This is a genomic window from Clostridium sp. TJA020 (assembly GCF_058310295.1).
Map to the genome: position 1 here is coordinate 136,807 of NZ_JBZEFC010000006.1, position 9,330 is coordinate 146,136.

At 35.0% G+C, this 9,330-nt stretch carries 20 protein-coding genes; all 20 read right to left on the reverse strand.

Translation table 11 applies throughout. From position 1 onward, the window contains the following. Positions 1 to 6: 6 nt before the first annotated feature. Positions 7 to 504 (reverse strand): 30S ribosomal protein S5, encoded by a 498-nt coding sequence (gene rpsE, locus AC4FQ1_RS10375; RefSeq protein WP_303129586.1) that lies wholly within the window; start codon positions 502 to 504, stop codon positions 7 to 9. A gap of 19 nt (positions 505 to 523) precedes the next feature. Next, complete coding sequence (rplR, locus tag AC4FQ1_RS10380) at positions 524 to 883, reverse strand: 50S ribosomal protein L18 (RefSeq protein WP_303129585.1); 360 nt, start codon at positions 881 to 883, stop codon at positions 524 to 526. A gap of 23 nt (positions 884 to 906) precedes the next feature. After that, positions 907 to 1,446, reverse strand: a complete 540-nt coding sequence (gene rplF / locus AC4FQ1_RS10385; protein ID WP_303129584.1) for a 50S ribosomal protein L6 — start codon at positions 1,444 to 1,446, stop codon at positions 907 to 909. Positions 1,447 to 1,519: 73 nt separating this feature from the next. After that, complete coding sequence (gene rpsH / locus AC4FQ1_RS10390) at positions 1,520 to 1,918, reverse strand: 30S ribosomal protein S8 (protein WP_024615609.1); 399 nt, start codon at positions 1,916 to 1,918, stop codon at positions 1,520 to 1,522. Positions 1,919 to 1,950: 32 nt separating this feature from the next. Then, positions 1,951 to 2,136, reverse strand: coding sequence for a type Z 30S ribosomal protein S14 (locus AC4FQ1_RS10395; protein WP_024615608.1), 186 nt, complete (start codon positions 2,134 to 2,136; stop codon positions 1,951 to 1,953). A gap of 12 nt (positions 2,137 to 2,148) precedes the next feature. Further along, positions 2,149 to 2,691, reverse strand: a complete 543-nt coding sequence (gene rplE / locus AC4FQ1_RS10400; RefSeq protein WP_303129583.1) for a 50S ribosomal protein L5 — start codon at positions 2,689 to 2,691, stop codon at positions 2,149 to 2,151. A 22-nt stretch (positions 2,692 to 2,713) separates the two neighbouring features. Beyond that, the gene (gene rplX / locus AC4FQ1_RS10405; protein ID WP_303129582.1) at positions 2,714 to 3,028 is read right to left on the reverse strand and encodes a 50S ribosomal protein L24; all 315 of its coding nucleotides are present in this window, start codon (positions 3,026 to 3,028) and stop codon (positions 2,714 to 2,716) included. 15 nt (positions 3,029 to 3,043) lie between these two features. Then, a complete protein-coding gene (rplN, locus tag AC4FQ1_RS10410) occupies positions 3,044 to 3,412 on the reverse strand; it encodes a 50S ribosomal protein L14 (RefSeq protein ID WP_024615605.1) in 369 nt (122 codons plus the stop codon). 32 nt (positions 3,413 to 3,444) lie between these two features. Further along, entirely contained in the window at positions 3,445 to 3,699 is a 255-nt protein-coding gene (gene rpsQ / locus AC4FQ1_RS10415) for a 30S ribosomal protein S17 (RefSeq protein WP_024615604.1), read from the reverse strand. Positions 3,700 to 3,721: 22 nt separating this feature from the next. Further along, on the reverse strand, positions 3,722 to 3,934 hold the full coding sequence (gene rpmC / locus AC4FQ1_RS10420; RefSeq protein WP_024615603.1) for a 50S ribosomal protein L29: 213 nt from the start codon (positions 3,932 to 3,934) through the stop codon (positions 3,722 to 3,724). Next, positions 3,934 to 4,368: a 50S ribosomal protein L16 gene (gene rplP, locus AC4FQ1_RS10425; RefSeq protein ID WP_029699407.1), complete on the reverse strand. Its 435-nt coding sequence runs from the start codon at positions 4,366 to 4,368 to the stop codon at positions 3,934 to 3,936. Before rplP ends, rpmC begins: the two co-directional genes overlap by 1 nt. Before the next feature lie 24 nt (positions 4,369 to 4,392). Then, a complete protein-coding gene (gene rpsC, locus AC4FQ1_RS10430; protein ID WP_491169618.1) occupies positions 4,393 to 5,058 on the reverse strand; it encodes a 30S ribosomal protein S3 in 666 nt (221 codons plus the stop codon). A 19-nt stretch (positions 5,059 to 5,077) separates the two neighbouring features. Next, a complete protein-coding gene (gene rplV / locus AC4FQ1_RS10435) occupies positions 5,078 to 5,410 on the reverse strand; it encodes a 50S ribosomal protein L22 (RefSeq protein WP_491148902.1) in 333 nt (110 codons plus the stop codon). Positions 5,411 to 5,436: 26 nt separating this feature from the next. After that, positions 5,437 to 5,712: a 30S ribosomal protein S19 gene (gene rpsS / locus AC4FQ1_RS10440; RefSeq protein WP_491148904.1), complete on the reverse strand. Its 276-nt coding sequence runs from the start codon at positions 5,710 to 5,712 to the stop codon at positions 5,437 to 5,439. A 62-nt stretch (positions 5,713 to 5,774) separates the two neighbouring features. Beyond that, a complete protein-coding gene (rplB, locus tag AC4FQ1_RS10445; RefSeq protein WP_491148905.1) occupies positions 5,775 to 6,608 on the reverse strand; it encodes a 50S ribosomal protein L2 in 834 nt (277 codons plus the stop codon). Positions 6,609 to 6,672: 64 nt separating this feature from the next. Further along, positions 6,673 to 6,966 carry a 50S ribosomal protein L23 gene (gene rplW / locus AC4FQ1_RS10450; RefSeq protein ID WP_491169619.1) on the reverse strand — a complete coding sequence of 98 codons (294 nt, stop codon included), beginning with the start codon at positions 6,964 to 6,966 and terminating at the stop codon, positions 6,673 to 6,675. Next, positions 6,966 to 7,586, reverse strand: a complete 621-nt coding sequence (gene rplD / locus AC4FQ1_RS10455) for a 50S ribosomal protein L4 (protein WP_491148909.1) — start codon at positions 7,584 to 7,586, stop codon at positions 6,966 to 6,968. Before rplD ends, rplW begins: the two co-directional genes overlap by 1 nt. 26 nt (positions 7,587 to 7,612) lie before the next feature. Beyond that, positions 7,613 to 8,242 (reverse strand): 50S ribosomal protein L3, encoded by a 630-nt coding sequence (rplC, locus tag AC4FQ1_RS10460; protein ID WP_491169620.1) that lies wholly within the window; start codon positions 8,240 to 8,242, stop codon positions 7,613 to 7,615. A gap of 76 nt (positions 8,243 to 8,318) precedes the next feature. Further along, a complete protein-coding gene (gene rpsJ / locus AC4FQ1_RS10465) occupies positions 8,319 to 8,627 on the reverse strand; it encodes a 30S ribosomal protein S10 (RefSeq protein ID WP_021876938.1) in 309 nt (102 codons plus the stop codon). A gap of 463 nt (positions 8,628 to 9,090) precedes the next feature. After that, the coding region (locus AC4FQ1_RS10470; RefSeq protein WP_491169621.1) for an EF-Tu C-terminal domain-related protein at positions 9,091 to 9,330 on the reverse strand (240 nt) is incomplete at its 5' end.

A 9,330-nucleotide genomic window follows, 5' to 3' on the forward strand; every position in this document is an offset into this window, starting at 1 on the left:
CCCCTCCTAACCTAATATTTCTTCAACAGATTTTCCTCTTAATTTAGCAATATCTTCTGCTGTTCTTAAGTTTGCTAATCCGTTGATTGTAGCTTTTACCATGTTGTTAGGATTGTTTGAACCTAATGATTTAGCTCTAACATCCTTTATTCCTGCTAATTCAAGTACAACTCTAGCTGGACCTCCAGCGATAACTCCTGTACCTTCTTTAGCTGGCATGATAAGAACGTCTCCTCTTCCAAATCTTCCGTGGATTTCGTGAGGAACTGTATTTCCTACCATTGAAACTGATACTAAGTTTTTCTTAGCGTCTTCAATTCCTTTTTTAATTGCTTCAGGTATTTCGATAGATTTACCCATTCCAACTCCAACGTGTCCGTTCTCGTCTCCAACAACAACTAGAGCTGCGAATCTGAAGTTTCTACCACCTTTAACAACCTTAGTAACTCTGTTTATGTTAACAACCTTTTCTTTAAGGTCTAGTGTACTAGGATCGATTCTCATTTATTTCCCTCCTCGTTTCTTAGAATTTTAAGCCTGCTTCTCTAGCACCTTCAGCTAATGATTGAACTCTTCCGTGATATACATATCCGCCTCTATCGAAAACAACTTCTGTTAATCCTTTTTCAAGTGCTTTCTTAGCAACTAATTCACCAACTAGTTTAGCGCCTTCTTTATTTCCGCCCTTAGCTGAGAAATCTTTCTCTAAGCTTGAAGCAGCAACTATTGTTACAGCGTTTATATCATCTATTATTTGTGCATAGATATTTTTTTCACTTCTGTATACTGAAAGTCTTGGTCTTTCAGGAGTACCGAAAACTTTCTTACGCACTCTTAAGTGACGTCTCTTTCTGCTAGCTTTTCTGTCTGCTTTTTTGAACATATAAAGCTCACTCCTTTCTTTTATTACTTACCAGTTTTACCTTCTTTACGTCTGATAACTTCGTCTTCGTATCTTATACCTTTACCCTTGTATGGTTCTGGTTTTCTCCATTTTCTTATTTGAGCTGCTGCTTCTCCAACTTTTTGCTTGTTGATTCCTTTTACAACAACTTTTGTAGCTTCAGGTATTTCGATTTCGATACCATCCATAATTTCTATTTCAACTGGATGTGAATATCCAAGGTTCATAACAAGTTTATTTCCTTGTTTTTGAGCTCTGTAACCAACACCGTTTAAGATTAAAGTCTTTTGGAATCCTTTTTCAACTCCATTAACCATGTTGTTTATAAGTGCTCTTGTTAATCCGTGAAGAGCTCTGTGCTCTTTAACGTCACTAGGTCTAGTTACAACAACTTCGTTGTTTTCAACCGTAATATTAATGTCTTTGTGCATAGCTTCTACTAACTCACCCTTAGGTCCTTTTACAGTAACAACGTTATCTGGTGTTACTGTAACTGTGATACCAGCAGGGATAGCAATTGGTAATCTACCTACTCTTGACATAATTGCACCTCCTGTTTTTCTCTATCTGCATACATATGTTAAAATCTCTCGATTATATAATCTTATTTAAATACTACCAAACGTAGCAAAGAACTTCTCCACCTACGCCATTCTTTCTAGCTTCTCTATCAACCATTATTCCCTTTGATGTTGAGATAACAGCGATTCCTAAACCATTAAGAACCTTAGGAGTTTCATCCTTCTTGCAGTATACTCTTAATCCTGGTTTTGATATTCTCTTTAATCCAGTGATTACTCTTTCATTGTTAGCTCCATACTTAAGAGTTATTCTTAACATTGGAACTACTCCATCATTGTATTCATCAATTTCTTTGATGTATCCTTCTTGTAATAATATATTTGCAACGGCCTTCTTTACATTTGATGAAGGTACCTCTACTACTTCATGTTTAACAGCATTTGCGTTTCTTATACGTGTTAGCAAATCTGCTATAGGATCTGTCATAACCATTTAATGTGCCTCCTTTCACTATATCTTCAGTATTACCAACTTGCTTTTTTACAACCAGGGATTTGGCCTTTATATGCAAGTTCTCTGAAACAGATACGGCATATACCGAATTTCTTTAATACAGAATGTGGTCTTCCGCATATTCTGCATCTAGTATAAGCTCTTGTCTTATACTTAGGTGTTTTATTCCACTTTTCTATCATCGCTTTACGTGCCATCTTTATCCCTCCTTATTGTTGAGCAAATGGCATACCAAGGAATCTTAATAATTCTCTTGCTTCTTCGTCAGTGTTTGCTGTTGTAACGAAGATAATATCCATTCCTCTTACTTTGTCGATTTTATCGTACTCTATTTCTGGGAATATTAATTGTTCTTTAATTCCTAGTGAGTAGTTTCCTCTTCCATCAAATGATTTAGCTGAAACTCCTCTGAAATCTCTAACTCTTGGTAAAGCAATTGACATTAACTTGTCAGCAAATTCATACATATTTGCCTTTCTTAATGTAACTTTACATCCTAATGCCATATTTTCTCTAATCTTAAAGTTAGCAACTGATTTCTTAGCTCTTGTTAATATAGGCTTTTGTCCTGATATTAATGTTAAATCGCTAACAGCTGATTCTAAAACTTTTTGATTGTCCTTAGCTTCACCAACTCCCATGTTGATTACTATCTTTTCAAGTCTTGGGACTTGCATTATATTTTTATATCCAAACTTTTCTATCATAGCTGGAATTATTTCTTTTTCATACTTTTCTTGAAGTCTTGTCATATTGTTAACCTCCTTTCAGTTTTTAGAATGTTTCTCCGCACTTCTTGCATACTCTAACCTTAGAACCATCTTCTAAGATTCTATTGCTAATTCTAGTAGCTTTTTTGCACTTTGTACAATATAACATTACTTTTGAGCTGTTTATTGCAGCTTCTTTTTCGATTATAGCACTTTCAGCTTGAGTTCTACCTGCTTTTTGGTGCTTCTTTACTATATTAACTCCTTGAACTAGTACTTTACCAGTTTTTGGGTATACCTTTAAAACTTCACCTGTTTTACCTTTATCTTTTCCTGATATAACTACAACTGTGTCGTTCTTTCTTACATGGATTTTCAAATCAGCCACCTCCTCTTATAGAACTTCTGGTGCTAATGATAATATCTTATTAAATTCTTTATCTCTTAGCTCCCTAGCAACAGGTCCGAAGATACGTGTTCCTCTTGGTTGCTTATCATCTTTTATTATAACTGCAGCATTCTCATCAAATCTTATGTATGATCCATCTGCTCTTCTTAATCCTTTTACTGATCTAACAATAACAGCTTTAACAACGTCACCTTTTTTAACAACTCCGCCTGGTGTTGCACTTTTAACGCTGGCAACTATTATGTCTCCAATGTTACCGTACTTTCTCTTAGATCCGCCTAATACTCTGATACACATTATTTCCTTAGCGCCTGAGTTATCAGCAACTTTTAATCTAGTTTGTTGTTGTATCATTAGATTACCCTCCTTTCAGTCTTTAAGCTATATTACTTAGCTTTTTCAACTATCTCAACAAGTCTCCATCTCTTATCCTTTGATAAAGGTCTTGTTTCCATTATTAATACTCTATCGTTAACTTTAGCTTCATTATTTTCATCATGAACTTTGAATTTAGTTGTTCTGTTAACAGTTTTTCCGTATAGTGGATGTCTTACTTTAGTTTCGATTGCAACTACTATAGTCTTATCCATTTTATCGGAAACAACTCTTCCAACTTTCTTTTTTCTTAGTCCTCTTTCCATTAAGGCTTACCTCCTTCCAGATCTACTGTTCAACAACCCTTAACTCTTCTTCTCTTAAGATGGTCTTTATTTGGGCTATAGATTTCTTTACTTCTCTTATTCTCATAGGATTTTCTAATTGTCCTGTAGCTAATTGGAATCTTAAGTTGAATAATTCAGCCTTAAGTTCAGCTAATTTAGCTTTTAAATCTTGAGGATTACTTGCTCTTAAATCTTTTAATTCTCTAGCCTTCATTATTCTTCACCACCCATTTCCTCAAAATCTCTTCTTGTAACAAACTTAGTTTTTACAGGAAGTTTGTGTGATGCAAGTCTCATAGCTTCTCTTGCAACTTCTTCATTAACTCCAGATAATTCGAATAATACTCTACCTGGTTTAACTACTGCAACCCAGTACTCTGGTGAACCTTTACCTGAACCCATTCTTGTTTCAGCTGGTTTTTCAGTAACTGGCTTATCTGGGAAAATCTTTATCCAAAGTTTTCCTCCTCTTTTAATGTATCTATTTATAGCAATTCTGGCAGCCTCTATTTGGTTGCTTGTGATCCATCCACAAGTTGTAGCTTGAATACCGAAATCTCCATAAGCTAGGAAATTTCCTCTTGTTGCTTTACCTTTCATTCTACCACGTTGTACCTTACGATGCTTTACTCTTTTAGGCATTAACATGATTAATTCCTCCTTTCTTAACTCTTATGCGTTAGCTTCTTCTTTCTCAACTTTTTTAGTTGGAAGAACTTCTCCATTATAAACCCAAACTTTAACTCCGATTTTTCCGTAAGTTGTATCTGCTTCAGCAAATCCATAATCGATATCTGCTCTTAAAGTTTGTAGTGGAATTGTACCTTCATGATATTGCTCAGTTCTAGCTATTTCAGCTCCACCAAGTCTTCCTGAACAAGCAGTTTTAACTCCTTTAACTCCTTGCTTCATTCCTCTTTGGATAACTTGCTTCATAGCTCTTCTGAATGATATTCTCTTTTCTAATTGTGCAGCTATATTTTCTGCCATTAATTGTGCATCAGCTTCAACATTCTTAACTTCAACGATGTTTATTAAGATGTTCTTTCCTGATATAAACTTAGCAAGCTTTATTTTTAAAGCTTCTATACCTGCACCACCTTTACCGATGATTACTCCTGGTTTAGCAGTATATATGTTTAACTTAACTCTTTTTGCTGCTCTTTCAATTTCAATCTTTGAAATTCCAGCAGTGAAAAGTTCTTTTTTAACGAATTCTCTGATCTTGTTATCTTCTATTAGATTGTCAGCAAAATCTTTCTTGTTAGCGTACCATTTTGCATCCCATCCCTTGATAACACCTACTCTAAGTCCGTGAGGATGTACTTTTTGACCCACTTCGATTTCCCTCCTTCTTCTATCTTTCTCTTACAACTATTGTAATGTTGCTTGTTCTCTTATTGATTCTGAATGCTTTACCGTGATCCATTGGTCTAAATCTCTTTAGTGTTGGACCTTGACCTACGTATGCTTCTGCTACATATAATCTATCAGCTTCTAATCCATTATTGTTTTCTGCGTTTGCAACAGCTGATTTTAACACTTTGTTAATAGCTACTGCTGCTTCTCTTGGAGTGTATTGTAAAATAGCACTTGCTTCTCTTACATCTTTTCCTCTTATTAAATCAAGAACAGCTCCTACCTTTACTGGAGACATTCTTACATATTTAGCTATAGCTCTAGCTTCCATTTATGATCCTCCTTTCCAGGCTCTTACTACTTTCTTTTTGATGATTTATCATCATGTCCTTTGTATGTTCTAGTTAGTGAAAATTCTCCTAACTTATGTCCTACCATATCCTCTGAAATGTAAACTGGGATATGCTTTCTTCCATCATGAACAGCTATTGTGTGTCCTATCATTTGTGGAAAAATTGTTGAACTTCTTGACCAAGTTTTAACAACTTTCTTTTCTCCGTTAGCGTTCATTTCTTCTATTTTCTTTAAAAGTCCTGCATGGACGAAAGGTCCTTTTTTGATTGATCTACTCACTATATTTGCCTCCCTTCATTTCTTAGGCTCTAGCCTTGAAGAGAATGAATATTCTCTTCAAACTACTTCTTATTTCTACCCTTAATAATTAACTTATCTGAGTATTTTTTAGTTTTTCTAGTCTTGTATCCAAGAGCTGGTTTACCCCATGGAGTCATTGGACTTGGTCTACCTACTGGTGACTTACCTTCTCCACCACCGTGAGGGTGATCGCAAGGATTCATTACTGAACCTCTAACTGTAGGTCTTATTCCCATGTGTCTCTTTCTTCCAGCTTTACCTATTTTAACGATATCGTTAGTAGCATTTGATACAACACCGATTGTAGCTCTACATTCAATTCTAACATATCTCATTTCACCTGAAGGTAATCTTAATGTAGCATACTTACCTTCTTTAGCCATTAATTGTGCTGATAAACCAGCAGCTCTTACTAATTGAGCTCCCTTACCAACTTGTAATTCGATATTGTGGATGAATGTACCAACTGGGATATTAACTAATGGTAATGCGTTACCTGGTTTAATATCTGCTTCTGGTCCTGATACAATTGTATCTCCAACTTTTAATCCTGCAGGAGCGATTATGTATCTCTTTTCTCCATCTGCGTATACAACTAATGCAATGTATGCTGTTCTATTTGGATCGTATTCTATAGTAGCAACTTTTGCTGGAATACCATCCTTATTTCTCTTGAAATCTATTATTCTGTATTTTCTTTTAGCTCCACCACCGTGGTGTCTTACAGTTATTTTACCTTGTGCGTTTCTACCACCAGTCTTCTTTAAAGAAACTAATAATGACTTCTCAGGTACATTTGTAGTTATTTCTTCAAATGTTGGCATAGTCATATTTCTTCTTGATGGTGTCATAGGTCTAAATGTTTTAACTGCCATTTAAATTCCCTCCTTCTTTCAGCTTATCTGGTGCCTTAGCACCAATAAATCACCTTATTGACGTCTATTGCATTCCTTCGAAGAATTCAATAGTGCTGCCTTCAGCTAATGTAACGATTGCCTTCTTAAAGTCAGCTCTCTTTCCTACATGTACGCCCATTCTCTTAGTTTTTCCCATAGTTCTTGAAGTAGCTACGTTAGAAACTTTAACGTTGAATACTTCTTCAACAGCTCTCTTTATTTGAGACTTGTTAGCATTGATATGAACTATGAAAGTGTACTTATTTTCTGCCATTGCTGCCATACTCTTTTCAGTAATAACAGGCTTTCTTATGATATCATGGCTTGTTAATTTCATTATGCGTACACCTCCTCAATCTTTGATACAGCATCTTTAGTCATAACTACTTTTTCAAACTTAAGTAAGTCATAAACGTTGATGTTGTTTGCAGGCATAACTGCTACTCCTTCAATGTTTCTTGCTGATTTATAAACAACTTCGTTTGATTCAGCTGTTATAATTAAAGTCTTTTTAGCTTCCATTGCGTTTAACATGTTAACTACATTTTTAGTTTTTATTGAATCGAATGCTAAATCTTCAACAACAACCATTTGTCCGTCTTGAACTTTGCTTGTTAATGCTGATAACATAGCAACTTTCTTCATGCTCTTTGGTATAGCCATTCTATAATCTCTTGGCTTTGGTGCGAATACAATACCACCTTTGATCCATTGTGGAGCTCTGATTGAACCTTGTCTTGCTCTACCAGTTCCTTTTTGTCTCCAAGGCTTGATTCCGCCTCCTCTAACTTCAGCTCTAGTTTTAGCTGATTGAGTTCCTTGTCTCTTATTAGCTAATAATGCAACAACAACTTGGTGCATAGCATTTTCATTTACTTCAACTGCGAATATATTTTCGTTTAATTGGAAATCTCCAACTTGTTTACCTTCTTTATTAAATAATCCTACTGTAGGCATTCCTGCTTCCTCCTTTCCTTAAGAAATTAAGCCTTAACTGTATTTCTTATTACTACTGTGCTCTTATTTGGACCTGGAATTCCACCCTTAATTAATATTAAGTTCTTTTCTGCGATAACTTTAACTACTTCTAAGTTTAACACTGTAGTGTTAGCAGCTCCCATATGTCCTGGCATCTTTTTATTTTTGAATGTTCTTGATGGGTCTGAAGCAGCTCCCATTGAACCTGGTGCTCTCTTAAATTTTGAACCGTGTGACATAGGTCCTCTTTGTTGGTTCCATCTTTTGATAACACCTTGGAATCCCTTACCTTTAGAAACTCCTGATACATCTACTTTATCTCCTACTGCAAATAAGTCAGCCTTTATTTCTTGACCTACTTCATATGCACTAGTGTCTTCTAATCTGAATTCTTTAAGAGTTCTTCTTAATGAAACTCCTGCTTTTGCGAAGTGTCCTTTAGCTGGTTTGTTAACTAACTTTTCTCTTACTTCTCCAAAACCAACTTGTATTGCATCATAACCGTCATTTTCAACAGTTTTCTTTTGAGTTACAACACATGGACCTGCTTCTACAACTGTTACAGGAAGAACTTTACCATTTTCATCAAAAATTTGAGTCATTCCTATTTTTTTACCAATTATAGCTTTTTTCATGTATCTACACCTCCCAAACTTATTAGCGGATTGCCTTGCAATCATAATAGTTCAATGTCTTTATTATAATTTGCTATTATAGCTTTATTTCTATATCTACACCTGCTGGTAGATTTAATCTCATTAATGCATCAACAGTTTTTGGTGATGGATTAACGATATCTATAAGTCTCTTATGAGTTCTAATTTCGAATTGCTCTCTTGAGTCCTTATATTTGTGAACTGCTCTTAATATAGTAACAACATCTTTTTCAGTTGGTAGTGGTACTGGACCTGCAACCTTAGCTCCTGTTGATTTAGCAGTTTCAACGATTTTTTCTGCTGATTGATCTAATATTGTATGATCAAAAGCTTTTAATCTGATTCTTATTTTTTGTTTTGACATCTTGGTTTCCCTCCTTTTCATGTACGCTTTACTTCTAACGCACAACAGCGGTTCTTCTATAAACTGTTCCTGGTGTTTCACACTTTTTGAACAAAATTATAGAATCCCTGTCGTCGGATTCTAGATCCTGACATACTCATCAAGAATTACCCGGAAGTCCGGCAACCTCTTGATTCATCGCCGCATGCTTCACAACTTCTACATTATACTATGATTTTATCCACTTTTCAAGTAATTTTTATCACATTTTATGTAATTTATTTTCCCGTGTTAGAATTAGTTCGCTTTTTATATTTTAATAGTATTTTATACAAATAGCAAGTATTTTCTTAAAGTAAATTTTACTATCTATATGTAAACTTTTAAACAATATTACTATAATTTTATCCAAAACAAAATATTTTAAAACATAAAAAAATAGTGAAGGACGTCTCCTTCACTATTTTATATAAAAGATTTATTACTATTCGATTATGCTAGTAACAACTCCTGAACCTACAGTTCTTCCACCTTCTCTGATTGCGAATCTTAATCCTTCGTCCATTGCTACTGGATTGATTAATTCAACGTTCATGTCAATGTGGTCTCCTGGCATTACCATTTCCATTCCTTCTGGTAATTTGATTGATCCTGTTACGTCAGTTGTTCTGAAGTAGAATTGTGGTCTGTATCCATCAAAGAATGGAGTATGTCTTCCACCTTC

What these genes read in the sequence shown, in the direction of transcription:
- rplN (WP_024615605.1), bottom strand. Translation starts at nt 3,412, where the DNA reads ATGATACAACAACAAACTAGATTAAAAGTTGCTGATAACTCAGGCGCT.
- rplD (WP_491148909.1), bottom strand. Translation starts at nt 7,586, where the DNA reads ATGCCTACAGTAGGATTATTTAATAAAGAAGGTAAACAAGTTGGAGAT.
- rplB (WP_491148905.1), bottom strand. Translation starts at nt 6,608, where the DNA reads ATGGCAGTTAAAACATTTAGACCTATGACACCATCAAGAAGAAATATG.
- rplR (WP_303129585.1), bottom strand. Translation starts at nt 883, where the DNA reads ATGTTCAAAAAAGCAGACAGAAAAGCTAGCAGAAAGAGACGTCACTTA.
- rpsE (WP_303129586.1), bottom strand. Translation starts at nt 504, where the DNA reads ATGAGAATCGATCCTAGTACACTAGACCTTAAAGAAAAGGTTGTTAAC.
- rplP (WP_029699407.1), bottom strand. Translation starts at nt 4,368, where the DNA reads ATGTTAATGCCTAAAAGAGTAAAGCATCGTAAGGTACAACGTGGTAGA.
- rplW (WP_491169619.1), bottom strand. Translation starts at nt 6,966, where the DNA reads ATGAAATTAACAAGCCATGATATCATAAGAAAGCCTGTTATTACTGAA.
- rpsJ (WP_021876938.1), bottom strand. Translation starts at nt 8,627, where the DNA reads ATGTCAAAACAAAAAATAAGAATCAGATTAAAAGCTTTTGATCATACA.
- rplV (WP_491148902.1), bottom strand. Translation starts at nt 5,410, where the DNA reads ATGGAAGCTAGAGCTATAGCTAAATATGTAAGAATGTCTCCAGTAAAG.
- rpsH (WP_024615609.1), bottom strand. Translation starts at nt 1,918, where the DNA reads ATGGTTATGACAGATCCTATAGCAGATTTGCTAACACGTATAAGAAAC.
- rpmC (WP_024615603.1), bottom strand. Translation starts at nt 3,934, where the DNA reads ATGAAGGCTAGAGAATTAAAAGATTTAAGAGCAAGTAATCCTCAAGAT.
- rplF (WP_303129584.1), bottom strand. Translation starts at nt 1,446, where the DNA reads ATGTCAAGAGTAGGTAGATTACCAATTGCTATCCCTGCTGGTATCACA.
- rplE (WP_303129583.1), bottom strand. Translation starts at nt 2,691, where the DNA reads ATGACAAGACTTCAAGAAAAGTATGAAAAAGAAATAATTCCAGCTATG.
- rpsQ (WP_024615604.1), bottom strand. Translation starts at nt 3,699, where the DNA reads ATGGAAAGAGGACTAAGAAAAAAGAAAGTTGGAAGAGTTGTTTCCGAT.
- rplC (WP_491169620.1), bottom strand. Translation starts at nt 8,242, where the DNA reads ATGAAAAAAGCTATAATTGGTAAAAAAATAGGAATGACTCAAATTTTT.
- AC4FQ1_RS10395 (WP_024615608.1), bottom strand. Translation starts at nt 2,136, where the DNA reads ATGGCACGTAAAGCGATGATAGAAAAGTGGAATAAAACACCTAAGTAT.